The following is a 19946-nucleotide window of genomic DNA, read 5'->3' as shown; positions in this document are numbered from 1 at the left end:
ATACTAAGTTAGATTTCCGGATTTGTAAAACTATTGATTTGAGAAAGAAGGATTTGCATGGAGGATTGTATTTTTTGTAAGATCATCAATAACGAAATACCAAGTAGAAAAGTGTATGAAGATGACGTTGTCGTTGCTTTTTTGGATCTCACACAAGTGACTAAAGGCCATACTTTAGTGGTACCCAAAAAACACGTAGCGGATATTTATGAATACGATAATGAATTAGCTGAAGAAGTTTTTTCACGTATTCCTAGAATTGCCAGAGGATTGAAAAAATCAGACTCTTCCATTCAAGGAATGAACATTATGAATAACAATGGAAAATTAGCTTACCAATCTGTTTTCCATAGTCACATTCATTTGTTGCCTCGTTATGATGAAAAAGATACGTTCAGTATTCATTTTGGAGATAATTCAGAGAACTATTCTCCTGAAGAATTAGATCAACTAGCTAAATCAATTCGACATGAAATGGAGGAATCAGTATGAAAATAGGATTAGCAAGCGGGTTAGTATTTGGTGCGATCGTAGGTGGAGCATACGGATTATTAAAAACCCCTAGAACCGGTGAACAAAATCGTGAAGCGATGAAAAGTTATTTAGATGACACGACTGTTTTGGTCCAAGATGTAACGGACAAAGTTAAAGACTTGAAAGGTGCTATCTCAGAATTAACAAATGAAGGAAAAACGTTGGCTACCGATTTTGCCAAAGACATGAACGAAACGGTTCAGGAGTTTTCTTACGAAGTTGAACCTAGAATGCGCAGAATTCAAGAACAAGCAAACAAATTGAATAGTGATGTGCAAGATATGACAGAAAGTATGAAATCTTCTGCCAATCAAGAAGATACAAAAAACTAATCGTCACAGTTCATTAAATAATGATAAACCAGCATACTTATACAGGTGGATCACCTAAGATCTCGCCTGTATTTTTTTGATAAAAAAACTTACTTGACAAAGAGTATGATTTTTCTATGATTTTTCATTGATTTTAATAGAAAACTTCTCAGAGAAGATTTTTTTATCAAATCTATTGTGTTATATTAGTAATCGAGGTTGTTGATTTATTAACAGCGAAAATTAGGAAACGGATGTGTTTGAATGAAGAAAATGTTATTAACAGCTACAGCTGTTTTAGCAGGAATTGCATTAGCTGGATGTGCTGATGACACAGTGGCTTCCACTACAGCAGGCAAAATCTCACAAGATGCGCTATACGAAGAAATGAAAGAAACATATGGAGCTGCAACGCTTCAACAAATGATCATTACAGATGTATTGGAAGAATCTTATGGAGAAGCTGTCAATGACGAAGCTGTTGCCGCAGCATTCGAAGAAGAAGCTGCTGCTTATGGCGGAGCTGAGGGATTTGAATACGTTCTATCTTCATCAGGCTACACTGCTGATTCTTATAAAGATTTAATTCGTTACAGCTTATTAATTGAAGAAGCTGTTAAAGACAATACAACCATTGAAGATGAGGATCTTCAAGCTGCTTACGATGCATATGTTCCACCAGTGACAGCTTCTCATATTTTAGTAGCTGACGAAGAAACAGCTAACTCATTGATTGAAGAATTAAACAATGGAGCTGACTTTGCAACATTGGCTCAAGAAAATTCAACAGATGAAGGTACTGCTGCTAATGGCGGTCAATTAACTTTCACCACTGGAGAAATGGTTGCCGAATTTGAAGAAGCTGCAATGGCATTAGAAGAAGGCGAAATAACTCAAGAACCAGTACAATCTACCTATGGTTATCACATTATTAAGATGGATGAAAAACCTGAAAAGGGAACTTTAGAAGAAGAAACTGAAGTATTGACAGAACAAATCATAAATGAAAAATTAGCGGATGACGAATATGTCTTCAACATTCTTTCCGGCATTCTAAAAGACGCAAATATCCAAATCAATGACGAAGATTTACAAGGCATCATGGATACTTTCATAGCCCCTGCTGAAGAAACAGGTACTACGTCTGAGGAGTCTACTGATGAATCTGGAGAATCTACTGAATCTACCGATGAGTCCGAAGAATCAACTGAATCAAGCGAAGAATCTGCTGATGAATCAAGTGCATCAACTGATGCAGAGTCTTCTGAAGAATAATCTCAGAAAAAGTTTAAACCCGATCAAAATGATCGGGTCTTTCTTTATCTTCAATTAGTGAAATTTATAATACATTTCATTCATGATCATTTCTGTTTCAAATTGATCAGCCGATAGTTGTGAAGTTACAAATTCAAGCACTGTTTCTTTTTCAAGATTATACAACACTTCAATTTCTTTAGACATTAACGTCGGATGACCTTTCGCTACTTCAGTTAAACTAGGAACAGTCTCAGGAACTGGACTCGTTCCTTCTGGTAAAATCTGTTCCAGAGCACTTACTAACGCTTCAAAAGGTTGAGCTTCCACAATTTTCAATCCTTGATTTTGACTATTGACCAAAACAACAGTCGGAAATCCGGATGCTTGTAAAGCTTGAACCATTTGCAAATATTGGACCAATAATTCTTGTCCAGCTGCGCCTTCTGCTTCTTCAAGGATAACTTGACTATCCAATCCTACCTTTTCCAGAATCGCCTCTAAGACACTTTTCTCTGAAATGTCTTGATTGCGCAGCATGATTGCTTCACGGATCTGGCGTAACGTTTTGTCAGCGGATTCGGGAAAGTCTCGTCGTACAATCTCAAACACCCGTGAGCTGGGATAAGATGAATCAATGGGTTTTTCTGTCCATATCGTTCCATCAATCGGCATTCTAGTATATTGCCCAATCTCTTGCCAGTGATGTGTGACGTCGGCAGCTTTTTAAATCCCATTTCCTGGGTCTCCCCCAAAGGTATCCCAACTAGGAATCATACCGCCCATTAAAATCGTATCTGCCGCTAAATAATGTTTATATTGGTAACGGAATTTAAGCAGGGTTGGTTCAAATGCCCAACAAAATGAACATAATGGATCTGTTGCGTAATAAAGGTCTACTGTCGGTACTGATTTTGTCGCACGCGTCATTCATTATCCTCTCTTTCAACTGATTGATTATTTTTGACTGTTTTGAAAAAATCAACTTGTAAGGGTTCAATCGTTTCTTGAGTAGTAGAAACCGTACCACATATACCTGTGTTGATATCACATATCCAGGCTTTGTTTCCAGTCGATACAGATTGTATCTGGGAAACATCAACTGATTTTTTTTCCAAATAAAACCTCTCCTTCCAAAAAAATATTCTCGAAATAATAGAAAAGAAAGTATTTTAACCATACGTTAAAATACTTTCTTTTTGTAAGTTATCTATAGTTAACCATATTTTACTGTCTATTTCAATCTTTGTTTCAGAATAGGTGTCATTTTCATCTACTTCTTATTCGCTTTTTGGGGCAGTTGAAACAGAAGGATTGTAAAACGAACGATTCTCCAATCCAAATATTCTTTCTGAAAATGTCCCTGGTTCTGTGCGGCTCAACGCTGTATCCAGCATATTGATCGTCGCATCTAAATGATCGATATGATAAAGGATCTCGGCTTCCCTCAATTTAGGTTGTACAGGAGAACCGAATTCTTGTTTTCCATGGTGTGCTAACACCATATGTTTCAAAAGAAGTACATCTTCACTGTGTTCATCTATTTTTAATACAGCACAGGCTTTTGATATTTCTTCATCTACTAACACAATATGCCCTATTAAATTACCTTCTAAAGTATACTCGGTTGAAACAGGACCAGTCAACTCAATTACCTTTCCTAAATCATGAATGATGACTCCTGCATACAATAGTGATTGATTGATATTCTCATATTGATTTGCAATAACTTTAGCCAGTCTGAGCATAGAAATAGTATGGAATGCCAAACCTCCATGAAATGCATGATGGAATCTTTTAGCTGCTGGAGATTCAAAATATTCTTTTTGGTATTTTGTTAATAAATGACGAACAATTCGATTCCAGTGCGCATTTGTAATTTCAAATAAAGTTTGGTTCAATTCCTCTACCATATCTTCTTTTTTAATGGGGGATTTTTCGATAAATTGTTCTGCTGAATCTGGTTCTCCTACTGAAGATAAACGTAATTTATACAATCTGATTTGAGGATTCCCTTGGTACAGTTCTCTTTTTCCAGATACTTTTACAATAGCGCCTGAAACATACTTTTCAATATCTTCATTTGAAGCATCCCAAAACTTCCCATCCATTTGTCCACTTTTATCTTGGAAAGTAAAGGCAATAAATTTCTTGCCATTTTTTGCTACACGTACCTCCGCAGACTTGATCAACAGAAATATCTCAAACGTTTCGTCCACATTGTAATCATACAAGTTCTTTTCTGACATCATACTCCTCCTCGTCATAAATCTTTTACACAAAGTTGCTTTTTAGTATTAAAATCAGCTAACATCAACAGTTTCTACGTTTTCATTATAGCATTTCTACCAGCTGATTTGGATAAGTTTGTTTGATCGTTTCATCAAATGTAAAATAAAGTATTTGGGTGGTCTCACTCATCTTTTTCAGTAATTCAAGCATTTCACTTTTCCTTGCAGTATCAAAATTCACGAACCCGTCATCGATCAACAAAGGAAGTTTGACCAAGTCACTGGTATTTTTAACAAAAGCAAAGCGTAAGGCTACATACAACTGCTCTGCTGTCCCTTTAGACAATTCTGAGGCATTGAATAAGGCTCCATCTTGGTGCTGCACCAGCAGCTCTTCTTCTTCTACAAACACGTTTTGGTAGCTTCCACTTGTCAATAAATGAAAGAACGCTGTAGTATCCTTGATGGTTTGAGGAAACCGATCTTTTTTTGCTAAGTTGAGCGTTCGTTCGATGATTGCGGCAGCCACTTTGTAACTTGACCATTGATCAACCAATAACTGTAATTCACTTTCCAAATTACTTACTTCTTGCAGCAGCACCGAATACTCTCCGCCTTCTTCTAAACGTTGCATAGATAACTCAAAATTTATTTTTTCATTGAGTTTTGCTTCTTCTGCTTCTTTCATCGTTTGAATATCAGATGCTAACTGCTGAACGTTTTCTTGTAATTCCGTTTGGTCTTTAAATTGATTGTAGAGTGTAATATCCTGTGTCAATTGGTTCTCTAATACATTTAAACGATTCTTTTTCTCTGTAAGATTTTGGAATAAAATATACTTTTTGCGAAATTCCTCTTCGTCTTTAACTTGTATAGAACGGAAGAGTTTAGTTCGTTGTTGTTCCAGCTCTTTTTGCTGCTTGTCCCAATGCTGCAATCGAGTATGGATTTCTTTTTCAGTCTGCAATAATTGATTGCGTTGGATCCTTTCGTTGGTTACTTCCTCTTTGTAATGTTTTACTCCATTGATAATACTCGGTAAGGAATTCCAATCCAAAAAAATCACAGCTTCAAGAATATTCGTCTGATCCCTCCAAGAATAAACGCTTTGTTCCAAAACTGCTATGCGCTGTTCTTTGAGACGTATCTGCTGATCTATTTCACGCATAGATCGATAAGGGTCTTCTTCTCGTTCAAGTTCCATGAGAGAGAAAGAATAGGGATAGCCGTGTTCTTCTTTTAACGATCTTTCCTGTTGTTTCAATAAACTTATTTTTTTCTCCAGTTCTATTTCCAATTCTTTTACTTGATTCAAATCAAACGTTACTTGATCATTCTCAGCTAATTTTTCGCGCCATTGTTTTTTGATTTCTTTTTGCTGTACAAAAGATTCATACGAAACAAGCGGATCTTCCTTTTCCGCTGCAGACAGCTCATTTGCAGCCTCTTGAGATTTACTAAACGAATAGCTGAGTGTCCAAATCACTAATATGGCCCCCATAGCGACCAAACCATAGCCTAATAAATTGCTCATCACTAATCCCACTATTGCTAGCAGCACACCAAAGACTAGGGAACTCATTTGTTTAGGTTGATTCTTCATCTTGGAGCGGCGGACTTCTTTAGACGTAATATAGGTATTTTGTTCTGAATGTTGTTTTTTAAATGCTTTTTCTGCTTCTTGAAATTGATCTTGACTCCACAATTGTTGTTCTAACAGATCTAATTGCTGGTACAAATGTTGATGTTGATAATTTAAATAGTGAGCTTTTTCGTTAGCAGCAGTTTGTTTCTGTTCAATCTCTTGCCATTCCTTGGATAACGCAGAGAATAATTGTCTCTTCTCCTCCGTCAGCTGTTCAGGAACAGGACTATCCGGAGAAAGTCCTGCTTTAAACTTCGCTTGGATCAATTCTTGTTCCAACTGATGGATTTCTGTTTGCACTTGTTCTTGCTCCATAGCTTGTTGCTGAATGTCCTCTAACTCAGCTAGCAGTTCTTCAATCAATTGCTCATGGTTGAAGTAAAAGCTCAGTTTTCTAGAAGGCTCTTGTTTTTCTTGAATACTCATTAATTCTTCATGAATATCGGTGATTGTTCCTTTTATCTCATGGATCCGTTCTTGTAGATTATTGAGTTGGTACAATCCTTCTTCGGGCAGATCAGCTAATTTTTCTTTGGCTATTTGTTGTTGGATAGATTGCATCTCAGCATAATGACTCCAATTAGCGTTTAATCTTTGATAATGACTGATCGCGGCTTCCATTTTATGCCGTTTTTCTTTACTTGTTTGAATGTCTTCTTCTAACTGCGATTTTTGCTGGTAATACTCCATGTACTGTTGATTTTTGTCTTTTGCTTTTTGCAGCTGCTTTTGCTTGGATTCTACTTGACGAATTTTTTGATTGATTTCAGGTTTTCGTCCAGTCGGCTTAAACAACTCATTAGCTTGCTTTTCAAATCTATCCGCTACTCTCAATAATTGTTCGTTTCCTAACGTTCCGATACTTAAAAAATAACGATTGAGTTTCTTTTCATTCATTTTCTGCATATCTTGTAAGCCGTCTAAATCAAATGAAAACAACGTTTGGTAAGTCTTTTTGTCTATGCCGTACAATATATTTTCCAGCAACTCATCAGATCCGATTACTCCATTGGATAGAGTTACTGTGACATCTCCATTAGCTTTCCCTTTTACTCGTTCTATTATGGCTCCACCATATGGAGTCTCTTCTACGATCAGCCGGCCGCCATAGCGCGTACTTTCTTTTGGTTCATAACGCAACTCAGAACTCTGTTTTGTAGGAAAACCAAATAAAATACTGTGTATAAAAGACATTAACGTTGTTTTGCCAGCTTCATTTTGTCCGTAATAGACTTGCAATTCGCCAATGTCCGTAAACTTTTTGTCTACCCATTTGCCGTATCCGTAAATTTCTATTCCTTTAATCTTCATCAATGCCACTTCCTTCGTGACCTAATTGTTGACGTATTTCTTGTTCGGCCATTTGAACAATGCGTTGTCGGTATTTTTCATCTCTGTCAATCAAAACATCCTTCAAGCGTTGACTATCAAAGAAACTTTGGGTGGTCTCTTTGAAGGCCGTCCCTGTTTGAAGTTCCTGTAGCGTTTGCTGCCATTCGTCTGGAAATAGCTGAACCAAAGAAGGCAGAGTCTGTTCCTTTTTCGATTGAAGAGACAATTGAACCACAAAAACAAACGGTACGGTTTGAGAAATTTGTTGCAATCCTTCAAGCAAATCTCCTTGTCGGATTTTACGCAACACTCCCTCAATCAAATCACTTGTATTGGTTAATTCTATCGCTAATAACGTGCTGTGAATTTCATTTTGGTAAGTACGGATTGTTCCGTTCAAAACTTGATAGACTTCTTGCAACGATTTTTTACCCTTGAGTGACACTTCTACCGTTTCCCATTTAATAGGCGCTAAAGGAAAAAAGTCTATCTTTTCTGTTTTATTCGCCAAAGTCACCAAATAACATCCCTTTGGTCCGCTTTCTGTTCGATTTCTACCTTGAGTATTCCCAGAATAAACAATCAACGGGTGTTCTCCGAGTACTTGGCGTTTATGGATGTGTCCCAAAGCCCAATAATCGTATTGTTTACTTCTTAATTCAGGCAAGCTAAAGGGAGCATATTTATCGTGTTCAGAAGCATTTCCTTCTTGGTAGCCATGAAGCAAGCCAATGTGATAATCTGCTTGTGAGCTGCGCATCGGATAATCCGTTATTTTTCGTTCACTGATCCATCGTTTATTGTAACTAAAACCTGTTAAGGCAATTCTCTCGTGATTAGTCGTTTCATAATGCAGTGTTTCTGCTGCTGATGGAAATATAGTAACGTTATCCGGCATATCTAATTGCAATCCATTTTGCTCCACGTAATCATGATTCCCATGAATCAAGTACACTGGAATACCGGCTTCTTTTAAACGTACCATCTCTTTTTTTAAATAAGCTTGCGCTTTTACACTACGATCTTCTCCATCATAGATATCCCCTGCTAAACAAATAAAATCCACTTGCTTTTCAATCGCTAAATCTACCAAATGAGTTAAAGCTTGAAAAGTAGATTGGTATATAGCCTCCCAAATAAAAGCGGGCAAGCCTTTGATCCCTTTGAAAGGACTATCTAAATGTAAATCGGCTGCATGAATAAATTGCACCATTTACTTCTACCTCTTTCTATAATATTGTCTTCTTCATTATACACAAAAAACCGCACATATGTTCTTTTTTAAGCGCAAAAAAATATTTAGCCTATCATAAACTAGCTGCAGGTTTTACATGAATATAAAAAAAGGATAACTACATGGTCTTAAACAGTTAAAAAAGAAAGCATTTTATTAAAAAAAAGACCTATCAATGTTAAAGTCATTATAAAGTGTTCTATTTTTTCTAATCCCGGTAAAAAGGAGAGAGGATTCATGTTAAACTACCTAGCCGTTAGCGGAATTGCTTTTAGCATTCTGTTTGTCTTATCCGAAATAGGTATCACTGTTTTTGGGCATTTGATACAGATGAAGAGAGAAACTGGAGTTCCTATAAAAATTCAATTCATACATGCCCTAAACAGAAATGAAGACAAAAGTTTATAACAAAAAACTCATTCTCAAATTTGACGACACTTTTCATCAAATTTGGAGAATGAGTTTTTTATTTTTATCCTTAATTTATGACAATATGGTAAGACAAAAGACGGATTTCACCTTTTGTCCCAACCCTTTTCAATGGAAACAATTCTGAAGTTTGTTTTTCCACAAACTTAGGTACTATTCTCCTTGAGCTTGATACAAATCTTGAATAGGTTGCATGATGATGCGGTTTAAATCATCGATCATTGAGCTGATTTGTTGTTCAGCTTCCATCAAATTTTGAACTTTTTCGTTTGCGCCAGCTTTTTCAGAGATTACTTGAGCTTCTTGAATGTGCTCTTCAGTAATTTCTTGTCCGCTTTGTTGCATTTGTTGTAATTTCATTTGGATCCCTTGAACTTCTTGGAATACCGCACTTGCGTCTGCATCAGATTTGATTTCTCCTAAAGCAGCTTGTAATTTTACATAAGCTTCTGATTCTCTTAATTCTCTTTCTAATTGGTTAGCTGTATCATAAACGTTTGTACTCATATAGTCACTCTCCTAGAAAATTATTGTAACCTGTTGCATCTCAATAACTATAACACTACAAGGATTATTTCACTATCCATACAGGTTAATTCACATAAAACGTTAATGTTTCACTGAAAACTCAATTGCCCAGCAAACCATCCAGCCAGTTAGCTGTCTTGTCTTTAAGTTCAGAAACTCCATCATTGACTTTTTCTTTCCAATAATCAACCGAATCTTGCAGGTTATCGGTCCAATTCTCTTGAGGTTCTTTTTCAGCCAGAATGGCTTCTGCACTTTTTGTTTCAAAAGCCGTCAATGGCGTTTCTGGTAAAATTTCTTCCATTTGTGCTTTAAACAATGGTCCAACACCTGTTGCACTGCTGGTTGTCATATAATGGTCTTCGTCCGTACTATCGAATCCCATCCATGTAGTCAACACAATATCAGGAGTATACCCGACTGTCCATTGATCTTTCGTACCATCTGTATTGTCACCAAATGTTAGCTGAGTACTACCTGTTTTTCCTGCAATCGTATAGCCTGCTGGTTTATTGCTTTTTCCAGTACCGCTGGTAAATACACCCATCAACAGACTGGTCATTTCTTCAGCTATTTCTGGGGAAGTAGCTTTATTCTGTTCAGGTGTCGTATTGTCTACAACCACAGCTCCTGTAGAATCGACTATTTTTGTAATGAAGTACCCTTCACTTCGAATCCCACCATTTGCTAAAGCGGTGTATGCACTCGCAATGTCTATTGGAGAAACGCCAGTGGACATACCTCCTAGTGCTACGGAAGATAAATTTTTGTCCTTTTTCCCTACTTCGATACCAAATTTAGATAAACTTTTTATCCCTGTATTTAATCCAATATCATTCAACAACCAAACTGCCGGCACATTTAAACTATCCGCCAATGCTTCGTACAATGGAACTTCTCCAAGGTATTGATGGTTCCAGTTTGAAACAGAGTAATTGTCTTCACCAAAAGTCAGCCCTTCTTCATCTGGAAGCATAGAATCTATTTCATAATTTCTTTCCAAAGCTGGAGTATAAATGGATAAGGGTTTCAACACCGATCCTGGTTGCAGTGCAGCTTGTATTGCACGGTTGTAACCTCTGAAGATATGCTCTCCACGTCCGCCTACAACGGCTAGCACACCGCCCGTTTTTGAATCCAACATGATAGAAGCACTTTGCAGCAAAGTACCATCATCTGCGTCATCAAAGAAAGAATCATTTTGATACACTTGATCCATTTCCTGCTGATAGGATTGATCTAAAGAAGTATAGATTTTGTATCCGCCGCTTAGGATTTCTTCTTCTGAAAACCCGTAAGTCAACTCTGCTTCACGAATGATCGCATCAAAGTAATACGGATATCTATAACCATTTGACTCTTGGTAATTGTCTACTAAAGCCAAACTTTCTTGCTGAACTGCACTTGCCGTTTCTTGCGAAATAGCCTCGTTGTTCACCATCAAGCTCAACACAATATCACGACGGCCAACAGCATTTTCCATGCTGTCGATTGGATTATACGAAGACGGGCTTTTCAGCATCCCTACTAAAGTAGCCGATTCTGAAAGATCGAGTTCAGAAGCTGATTTCCCAAAATATTTTTGCGAAGCATCTTCTACGCCCCAAACGCCGTTCCCGAAATAAGACTTATTAAAATACATCTCTAAAATTTCATCTTTGCTGTATTCTTTTTCAACTTCAATAGATAAAAATAATTCTTTTAATTTTCTAGTCAAGGTCTGATCCAACGTTAAAAAGCTGTTTTTAGCCAACTGTTGGGTGATGGTGCTCCCTCCCCCGCTGATTTGACCACCGTTGATCACGTACTGGACAGCCGCACGAGCAATTCCGATGACATCGAATCCTTTATGCTTATAGAACCGATTGTCTTCAGTAGCGATAACTGCATCGATCAATTCAGGTGCCATATTATCCAGTGAGACGAATGTCCCCCGTTGAGAATACAACGTTCCGGCCTCTTCGCTTTCAATATCGTATACTTTAGTGACTTCTTCAATACCAGCTTTCAGGTCCTCAACATCTTCTGCTTTAGCATAAATATACAAAGAGATTGTTGCAAATAGAGCCGCAATTAATCCTGCTAAAACAAGAATTTTTCCCACGTGGAATCTTCTCCAAAATCGTACTACATGATTTTTAACTATTAACAGATATGGCAACAGCCATTTCCAAAATTGATGTAAATAAATTTTTAGTTTTTCTTTCATCTCATTCATTCCTTAATTTTTATATCCGTCATTTAGGAGCTTATTTTCTAAAAGTCTATGATAGTTTACCAAACATCCCTCAAAAAAACATCCTACTCAAGTAGGATGTCTGCCTAAAAACATGGTGACATCTCTTCTCCTGCAGTCTGGTGGTTACAATTGCTCTCTCAGCTCTTGCTTTAGCAGCACCTATACCATGGCTGTATGACTTATTTCTATTGTACCCTATTAAATTGACTAAATTATGGCAAAAATATAAAGAAATGAACAATTTATTGTGAGCAACAAAAAAGACCGGAATAAATTCCGATCTTTTTAGCTAGCTTTATTTGGGCCAATCGTTGGCTAAGCTTTCGAAGGCCGTTATAATTTCATTGATTTCTTCCAGATCTTTGGCATTAGCGCCACTGGCTAATGGATGTCCGCCGCCATGATGTTGCTTGGCGACTTCATTGATAATTGGCCCTTTTGATCGCAAACGGCATCTGAAATAGCCTTCTGGCTGTTCTACAAATATTCCCCATACCAACACATCATCAATCGTTCCTGGCAACGAAACAATTTTAGCTGTTTCCGTATCTGTCACACCAAATTGATTCATCAATTCAGACGTTAACACTACTTTTCCTACTCCAGAAGGACTGATTTCTAAATTTTGCAATACATATCCAGATAAATGAGCGACTTTTCTAGACATCGTATTCAAGTGATTGCTGATCTCATTTGGGATAAAATCGTATTCCATCAGTTCAGCCGCAATGCGCATCGTTTGTGAGGTCGTTGCTGGGTAAAGAAAACGTCCAGTATCTCCAATGATACCGGCATAAAGCAATCTAGCTGCTTCATCAGACAGCTTCAGCCGATCTTTTTGCTGCACATAGAAATCAGCAATAATCTCACTGCAGCTGCTGGCATCAATATTGACTAAAACAATATCGCCATAAGGTTCATCATTGGGATGATGATCTATTTTGATCAATTTGTCCCCCAAATTATACCTTTTATCACTGATGCGAGGTGTGTTTGCTGTATCTGTTACAATCACCAAAGCTCCTTTATAGTCTGCATCCGTTACTTCATCCATTTCAGCTAAAAAGTTTAAATCGCCAACAGACTCTCCTGCTTTCAGAATTCTTTTTTCAGGAAAAGAGGCTTTCAGCATCTCTGCCAAACCCGCTTGAGATCCGATCGCATCTGGATCTGGCCTCATGTGACGGTGAATAATAATAGTGTGGTACTCTTCTATCGTATCTAAAATTTGTGTGTAATGCGATTCAATCATCCTAACTCTCCTTTGTCTATTTAAGTTAATAGACTTGCTTTCTTATTAAGCACGTTGCATCATTTGACAGACAGCTACAGCTTTAGCTACCAGAATATTTTCGTGATAGACTTCAATATCTAGTTTAGAAGAACGTCTTCCTACTTCAAATATTTTTGGCTTAATAATCAGTTCACTGCCCATTTGAATCATTTTTATCGAAAATAGATTGAATTGTTCAATTACGGCATTTCTTTTCTTAATATTTTCTAGACTCATTGTAGCTACATAAGTGATTGTCTCGCTTAATACCCCGATAGATAAATTTCCAACTGGATCCGTCATTTGTGGAGTCACTGTAAAGGAATATTTCGGCAATTCCTCTACCAATGCAGGTGGGGTATTTTCCGAATCTGCTATTTTTTCTACTTGTTCTACAATTTGATCCGAAATCGTCACACCCATTTGAGGTTGCCGTTGTGTGGTCTGCATTGCTTTCATGACATCTTGTCTGGAAATGATACCGATCAAGGTCAAATCATCCTTTACTACCGGCATGACTTCCAATTCATCCCAAATCATCAAATGTGCCACACTGGCTACACTCATATGAGTTTTCACGGAAGCTGGGTTTCTCGTCATTACCCGTTCGACTTTGACAGAATCAGCTTTTCCGATCACATCTTTAGCTGTCACAATTCCAACTACCCGCATATTTTTATTTACCACTGGAAAACGTGAATGCTGACTTTGCTCATTTAAATTTCGGTATTCTTTGATCGTATCATCAATTGATAAATAAATCGTTTCTGGTAAAGAAATGTAAATATCTTCAATCAACATGACTTCTTTTTTGATCAGTTGATCTGCCATTGCTCGATTGATCATAGTCGCTACGGTAAAAGAATCGTAACTCGTTCCGATAATCGGCAGATTAGTCTTATTAGCCAGCATGATAACTTCTGGAGAAGCCTTGAATCCCCCAGTGATCAATACTGCGGCGCCATTTTCTAACGCAAGTCGTTGAGCATTTTCCCGGTTTCCAACAATCATTAATGACCCTGGTGTAATATACCGGATCATAGCCTCTTCTTCCATGGCCCCAATGATAAATTTCCGCAAAGGATTATCCAACCCTTCTTCTCCACCTAAAACAGAGCCTTCAATAATATTCACGGTCTCTCCGAAAGTCAATATTTCAATGCTGTCAGCTGTTTTTCTTTCAATCCGAATGGTACCTACTCGCTGGATCGTCGAAACCATCCCTGAAATTTCTGCATCCTTAATTGCTCTGTAAGCAGTTCCTTCACTAACGCTTAAGTTTTTAGCGATAGAGCGGACAGAAATTTTTGCTCCTACAGGTAGATTTTCAATATGATTTAAAATTTGATCGTGTTTCGTTGCCATTCCATACCCCTACTCATCTAAGTTAACTTATATTAATTCAACTATTTCTCCGATTTCCAAATGCATTCCCTGATCGCCTGGCAAGCTCTCACAAAAAGCTTTGCCATCTTGTTCAATCAGTGGAAAAGTATTGTAATGAATTGGAACGACTTTATCTGCATTCACAAAATTTGCTGCTACTTTAGCGTCTTCCGGTCCCATAGTGTAATTATCCCCAATTGGCAGTAAAGCAATATCAATGGATTTATACGCGCCAATTAATTTCATATCACTGAACAGTGCTGTATCTCCTGCATGATAAATCGTATGATCATCAGCCGTAAATAAAATCCCAGCAGCTAAACCTAATGTGAAGGGCATCCCATCTATTTCATATGAAGAACCATGAATAGCAGGCGTCATCTTGATTTCCCCAAATTCAAATACATGTTTGCCACCCATTTGCATACCGTGCGTATCGAATCCTTTAGCAGCAAAATAAGCAGCAATTTCAACGTTTGCGATGATTAAAGCTCCTGTCCTTTTGGCAATGGGTTCAGTGTCTCCTATATGGTCATCATGTGCATGAGTCAGAATAATCACGTCAGCCTCAACAGTATCTGCATTTAAGTCGCTTTTGTCATTCCCAGTTATAAATGGATCAATAAGAATATGGTGCTCTGAATCAGTCACAATTTTTATACAAGATTGTCCATGCCATGATAATTTCATTGCTTACCTCTCCTTTATTAGTACACATTCTTTAACTGTATCATTCTTTTTTATTATACCACCCAAGAACCGTAAAAACTAGGAATGCAAGGTGAAGATCGCGTCATGCGCATGAAAAGTACTTTCTCTCAAAAATTAAGGTCTTCTTTTTAAAACGCTCTCTTAATAAGTAGGGGCGGCTCTATGGGATGAAATTTCCTCCGAAATGGACGGGTTTGCTTGTGGAAAGCCATGGGACCGTCTGGAGCCTGTAGTCTCCAGACTTTCAAGCTTCAAACGGAATCGTAAGCGCTGAAGTGCCAACGCTCCGTAATTCACATTTCATTTTTTACATGGCTACAAGCAACCCCTATTCCTCCAGAAGTATCACGGGTCTCAAACGAGTCACAGCCTAAAAAAGCGTGTCGTCTAAGTATTTCGGGAAGTTCAAAGAAAGCGGGTCTTTTTCATGATGAAGACCGAAGTCTTCCACTTCACTCAGCAGATGGAAAATCTCGTTCATGTCGCCCGCCTCTGCATTTTTCTTTTAGCATACCAGAGCCGATAGGATTCAGAATCTTATTTTTTATTTAAATTTTTCATGCGTATGACATGGGTCAAGATTCTCTTGTATAAAAAGGGAATACTTAGGAAGCTGCTCAACAAAAAAAGACCCGCTTCAAAAAAGCAGTTCTTTTTTCTAACCTATTTAAACAAGTGAGTCAATCTGGCTCAATCATTTTGTTCCCATAATGGGAGGATGATATTTTCAAAAGAGATCGGATCCAGATTTGTAACAGTAACTCCTAATAAACGAACTTCTTTCTCGATCTGACCAATTTCATACCACATATTTTGGGCGTAAAAGAAAATATCGCTTTCGTTGGTTAAATAATCTGGTAATGTCATTCTTTTTGTAATGGTCTCAAAATCCGCATATCGAATTTTAAGTACAACTGTCTTGCCATGCCTTTGATGTTTAACAAGGGTCTGATAGACTCTATTAGACAAATGCCTCAGCTCGGCTATGACTTCGTTATCTGTCTGCAGCACTTGATTATAGGTGTTTTCTTTGCCGATTGATTTACGCTCACGACTCACTCGTACTGGACCATCATCAATTCCGCGTACTTTTCGATAGAGCGAAAATCCCATTCTGCCAAAATGATGGATCAAAGTCATTTGATCCATTTGATAGAGATCTTCACCTGTGTAAACCTCTAATTCATGCATTCGTTCCACTGTTTTTTTGCCGACTCCATAAAATTTTTCAATCGGTAAGTCACGCAGAAATACTAAAGCATCATCAGGAGGAATAACGGTTATTCCAGAAGGCTTTTGGTAATCTGAAGCGAGTTTTGCAATAAATTTATTGTACGAAACTCCAGCGGAGCAAGTTAATTGAACTTCATCCCATACTTCACGCTGTATTCGTTTGGCAATAATCGTAGCACTTTTCATATCTATTTTATTTTTAGTCACGTCTAAGTAGGCCTCATCTAATGAAAGAGGTTCGATCAGGTCTGTGTAACGCTTAAAAATCTCTCGTACTTGTGCAGATACTTCCCGGTACAACTCAAAATTACCCGGAATAAAAACCCCTTCTGGACAAAGCTCATAAGCTTTTTGTGAACTCATCGCAGAATGAACCCCATACTTACGAGCTTCATAATTAGCCGTTGCGACAACGCCTTTTCCTCCTGTTTCTTTCGGATGCCGAGCTATAATAACGGGCTTGCCTTTTAGACTTGGATTTTCACGCATCTCTACCGAAGCATAGAAGGCGTCCATGTCTACATGAATGATTTTTCTAGAAGTATCTCTTTTTGGTTCGTCAAAATGCAGAATACCTATGTCCAACCTTCTCAACTCCTCCTCTTTTTAGTATACCGGATTCTTCACAAGACTGGCAAAAAACACTCTTTCTCAAAGAAAAGAGTGTGTGGATCCAATCTTAAATTTCTTCAATATAAATATTCGAAGCTGCTTTGTAACTGATTTGTTTTTCCTCATTGTTGTATCCTAGAATAATAGGTCCTTCATAAATACCGTATTCTTTTACAGTATAGATTTGTCCTACTTTAATATCTAAAGAAGAAAGGTAATCCAATAATTCTTTGTCATCCAACACTCGCTTGATCCGAATATCTGTTAATTTTCCAAAATGAACCAAACTCAAATTATTTTTTTCAGAGAATTGTCCACTATTTGATGGGATTACTCCACCATGAGGACACGTTTTAGGATAGTCTAGAAATTTTTCTAATTTATCGGCCAATTCTCTAGAGGTTACATGTTCCAACACTTCTGCTTCTTCATGCACTTCATTCCAAGGAAATGCTAACTTTTCCACTAAAAAGACTTCCCATAAGCGATGTTTACGTACCAAAACACTGGCTTTTCGCTCGCCTTTTTCGGTTAATTGCACCCCTTTATAAGGAATATGAACAATGTAGTCTTCTTTTAATAGTTTTGTCATCATTTCACTCACACTGGGTGCGGAAACTTGAAGACTGTTCATAATTTGTTTGTTTGTTACTTTATGTTCGGTCCCGCCTAGTTCGAAAATAATTTTCAAATAGTCTTCTTTATTGGGAGTCATCATTTATCACCTTTAACCTTATAAAGTCTGCTGTTGCTTCTTTGTTTGATAAAGATCCGTTGCGAACCTAAAGAGATTTTATTTTCGAGTACGATAAAAGGTCCGATCCTGAGTGATCCGACCTTTATCATTACGTATGACTTGCCTACAGCAACTCACACTCTTCTTAAACAACCCATAAAAATCCAGGATGTCTTATCCATTTTCTAAGCGCTTTTGATCTAGAAAAATGCATTTAAATCCATTTCATCCAAAGAAGAAACTTTTACTTGTGCTTCCAGAGATGCAAAATCTAAGTAATGATTGGGCTCAATGGACATTATTTGTTTCACACGTGCATAGTAATGTACGGGTTGCTTTCTTTTCCAGCAAAATTTCACCAAATAATTCCAGATATCCTCTGCATTGATTTCTGAATAACCTAAACGATTGAACTCTTTTGCTTTTAGGTTGATCCACGGCTCATATTGAGAAAAACTTAATTCGAGAGCGACCATTAGAATTCTACACCTCTTTTCTAAGCACGATTCGGTTCTTATCTCTATACTTACCTTTATTTTACTTTTTTTTGGTTTAAAATCAATCTATTATAGCAAACAAAATAGAGTTAGTAAGACAAGAAAAGGAAAGGCACTATACCTTTCCCCAACAATACTGTTTCAGCTGTTTCTCTGAAACTATTTTCTTACATGTCGTTTGAATCTGTATTTGTAGGAGTGTTATCTCCCAACATATCAACTGCATCAGCAGGTGCAGATGTGACTACGCGTGCGATAGCACGTCTTTCAAAAGTTAAGAAAATACCTTCACAATCGATAACGACTGTCTTATCCGCTTCTCTAACTTCATCGATCATTCCATGCAAACCGCCGATAGTGACAACTGTGTCTCCTTTTTTCAAAGAATCCAACATACTTTTTGTCTGTTGTTGTGCTTTTTTTTGTGGGCGAATCATCATAAAATACATCAATACCATGATTAACGCAAAAGGAAGCAAACTAAAAATAAATTCCATTTGTTTCACTCCTAAAAATTGATAAAATAGATTTTAATTTATTTCTCACTCATAACTGTACCAAAAATAAGAGTTCAATACTACACATTTTTAAAAGTTTTTTGCATTGGGTTTGTTGTATCCATACTCTTCCATAAACGCTTCGCGATATTCTAAAAGGTTGTCATCAAGAATAGCTTGGCGAATATTTCGCATCACTTCTAATAAGAAATATAAGTTATGGTAGCTTGTCAGACGCAAACCAAATGTTTCGTCAGATTTAAATAAATGACGAATATAAGCTCGTGAATAATTGCGGCAAGTATAGCAATTGCATTGATCATCCAAAGGCCCAAAATCTCGTTCATACTTCGCATTTTTTATCACTACACGGCCTTTGTGGGTCATACACGTTCCGTTACGAGCAATTCGAGTCGGCAATACACAATCAAACATGTCTACTCCACGAATAACGCCATCGAAGAAAGAGTCAGGAGTACCCACTCCCATTAAATAGCGTGGTTTATTTTCTGGAATCAATGGTGTCGTAAACTCTAACACACGATTCATTTCTGATTTAGGTTCTCCAACAGACAATCCTCCAATTGAGTATCCTGGAAAGTCCATTGAAACTAAATCGCGCGCACTTTGTTCTCTCAATTCTTTGAAACCGGCTCCTTGGATAATTCCGAACAAACCCTGTCTATCCGGATTAGCATGAGCCTTTAAGCCTCGTTCTGCCCATCTCGATGTACGTTCTACAGACTTCTTAACGTAATCGTAGCTTTCATCAAATGGTGGACATTCATCAAAACTCATCATAATATCTGGTCCGAGTTTATTTTGGATATTGATGGCTTTTTCGGGAGACAAGAACATTTTTGAACCATTTAAATGATTTCTAAAATGAACACCTTCTTCTTCAATTCTCCGCATGTCCGCTAAAGAAAAGACTTGGAAGCCGCCAGAATCCGTTAGAATTCCTTTGTCCCAATTCATAAACTTGTGTAGGCCGCCCGCTTCTTCGACAATGTCTTCTCCCGGACGCAGCCATAAATGATACGTATTGCTAAGTATAATGGATGCACCCATCTCATCCAGTTCTTCTGGAGCTATACTTTTTACCGTGGCTAATGTCCCCACAGGCATAAACATGGGTGTTGGAAACGTTCCATGAGGAGTAATGATTTCTCCCAAACGTGCTCCAGTACGTTTATCTGTTTTGATTAAACGGTATTTAATTGCTGGTTCTGACATTTTACAGTTCCTACTTTCTCATTATATC

At 37.6% G+C, this 19946-nt stretch carries 18 protein-coding genes and 1 pseudogene; 4 read left to right on the top strand and 15 right to left on the bottom strand.

Going from position 1 to position 19946, the window contains the following annotated elements; all coding sequences use genetic code 11:
* Positions 1–57 precede the first annotated feature (57 nt).
* From ACEN4L_RS02260 to ACEN4L_RS02250, 3 genes are all read left to right on the top strand, one after another.
* Entirely contained in the window at positions 58–492 is a 435-nt protein-coding gene (locus ACEN4L_RS02260; protein WP_407095723.1) for an HIT family protein, read from the top strand.
* Entirely contained in the window at positions 489–866 is a 378-nt protein-coding gene (locus ACEN4L_RS02255) for a YtxH domain-containing protein (RefSeq protein ID WP_407095722.1), read from the top strand. Before ACEN4L_RS02260 ends, ACEN4L_RS02255 begins: the two co-directional genes overlap by 4 nt.
* Before the next feature lie 243 nt (positions 867–1109).
* Complete coding sequence (locus ACEN4L_RS02250; protein WP_407095721.1) at positions 1110–2120, top strand: peptidylprolyl isomerase; 1011 nt, start codon at positions 1110–1112, stop codon at positions 2118–2120.
* A gap of 54 nt (positions 2121–2174) precedes the next feature.
* Here the strand turns inward: ACEN4L_RS02250 and ACEN4L_RS02245 are convergent.
* The 5 genes and pseudogenes from ACEN4L_RS02245 to ACEN4L_RS02225 all read right to left on the bottom strand — a co-directional run bounded on the left by ACEN4L_RS02245 (position 2175) and on the right by ACEN4L_RS02225 (position 8520).
* Positions 2175–3029: pseudogene (locus ACEN4L_RS02245) on the bottom strand (DsbA family protein).
* Positions 3026–3217, bottom strand: coding sequence for a hypothetical protein (locus ACEN4L_RS02240; RefSeq protein ID WP_407095720.1), 192 nt, complete (start codon positions 3215–3217; stop codon positions 3026–3028). Before ACEN4L_RS02240 ends, ACEN4L_RS02245 begins: the two are co-directional and overlap by 4 nt.
* A 162-nt stretch (positions 3218–3379) precedes the next feature.
* Positions 3380–4348: a 3'-5' exoribonuclease YhaM family protein gene (locus tag ACEN4L_RS02235; protein ID WP_407095719.1), complete on the bottom strand. Its 969-nt coding sequence runs from the start codon at positions 4346–4348 to the stop codon at positions 3380–3382.
* A gap of 85 nt (positions 4349–4433) precedes the next feature.
* On the bottom strand, positions 4434–7286 hold the full coding sequence (locus ACEN4L_RS02230) for an AAA family ATPase (RefSeq protein WP_407095718.1): 2853 nt from the start codon (positions 7284–7286) through the stop codon (positions 4434–4436).
* Positions 7276–8520, bottom strand: coding sequence for a metallophosphoesterase (locus tag ACEN4L_RS02225; protein WP_407095717.1), 1245 nt, complete (start codon positions 8518–8520; stop codon positions 7276–7278). Before ACEN4L_RS02225 ends, ACEN4L_RS02230 begins: the two co-directional genes overlap by 11 nt.
* A 258-nt stretch (positions 8521–8778) precedes the next feature.
* Between ACEN4L_RS02225 and ACEN4L_RS02220 the strand changes: the two genes are divergently transcribed.
* Positions 8779–8949: a hypothetical protein gene (locus ACEN4L_RS02220; protein WP_407095716.1), complete on the top strand. Its 171-nt coding sequence runs from the start codon at positions 8779–8781 to the stop codon at positions 8947–8949.
* A gap of 174 nt (positions 8950–9123) precedes the next feature.
* Here ACEN4L_RS02220 and ACEN4L_RS02215 read toward each other — a convergent pair whose 3' ends face one another.
* From ACEN4L_RS02215 to tgt, 10 genes are all read right to left on the bottom strand, one after another.
* Positions 9124–9477 carry a YlbF family regulator gene (locus ACEN4L_RS02215; protein ID WP_407095715.1) on the bottom strand — a complete coding sequence of 118 codons (354 nt, stop codon included), beginning with the start codon at positions 9475–9477 and terminating at the stop codon, positions 9124–9126.
* 121 nt (positions 9478–9598) lie between these two features.
* Positions 9599–11716 carry a PBP1A family penicillin-binding protein gene (locus tag ACEN4L_RS02210; RefSeq protein WP_407095714.1) on the bottom strand — a complete coding sequence of 706 codons (2118 nt, stop codon included), beginning with the start codon at positions 11714–11716 and terminating at the stop codon, positions 9599–9601.
* 316 nt (positions 11717–12032) lie between these two features.
* Complete coding sequence (locus ACEN4L_RS02205; protein WP_407095713.1) at positions 12033–12989, bottom strand: DHH family phosphoesterase; 957 nt, start codon at positions 12987–12989, stop codon at positions 12033–12035.
* A gap of 45 nt (positions 12990–13034) precedes the next feature.
* On the bottom strand, positions 13035–14375 hold the full coding sequence (locus tag ACEN4L_RS02200) for a DRTGG domain-containing protein (RefSeq protein ID WP_407095712.1): 1341 nt from the start codon (positions 14373–14375) through the stop codon (positions 13035–13037).
* A gap of 27 nt (positions 14376–14402) precedes the next feature.
* Positions 14403–15086, bottom strand: a complete 684-nt coding sequence (locus ACEN4L_RS02195; protein ID WP_407095711.1) for a metal-dependent hydrolase — start codon at positions 15084–15086, stop codon at positions 14403–14405.
* A 711-nt stretch (positions 15087–15797) separates the two neighbouring features.
* Complete coding sequence (dinB, locus tag ACEN4L_RS02190; protein WP_407095710.1) at positions 15798–16925, bottom strand: DNA polymerase IV; 1128 nt, start codon at positions 16923–16925, stop codon at positions 15798–15800.
* Between the two features lie 94 nt (positions 16926–17019).
* Positions 17020–17667: a metal-dependent transcriptional regulator gene (locus ACEN4L_RS02185; protein ID WP_407095709.1), complete on the bottom strand. Its 648-nt coding sequence runs from the start codon at positions 17665–17667 to the stop codon at positions 17020–17022.
* A gap of 221 nt (positions 17668–17888) precedes the next feature.
* Entirely contained in the window at positions 17889–18164 is a 276-nt protein-coding gene (locus ACEN4L_RS02180) for a post-transcriptional regulator (RefSeq protein WP_407095708.1), read from the bottom strand.
* A 188-nt stretch (positions 18165–18352) separates the two neighbouring features.
* Entirely contained in the window at positions 18353–18682 is a 330-nt protein-coding gene (gene yajC, locus ACEN4L_RS02175; RefSeq protein ID WP_407095707.1) for a preprotein translocase subunit YajC, read from the bottom strand.
* Positions 18683–18772: 90 nt separating this feature from the next.
* Positions 18773–19918 (bottom strand): tRNA guanosine(34) transglycosylase Tgt, encoded by a 1146-nt coding sequence (gene tgt, locus ACEN4L_RS02170; protein ID WP_407095706.1) that lies wholly within the window; start codon positions 19916–19918, stop codon positions 18773–18775.
* Positions 19919–19946: the final 28 nt, after the last annotated feature.

The sequence above is a fragment of the Desemzia sp. FAM 23988 genome, assembly GCF_045528365.1.
Taxonomy (GTDB): Bacteria; Bacillota; Bacilli; order Lactobacillales; family Carnobacteriaceae; genus Desemzia.
This window is presented reverse-complemented; position numbering and strand designations above follow the sequence as displayed.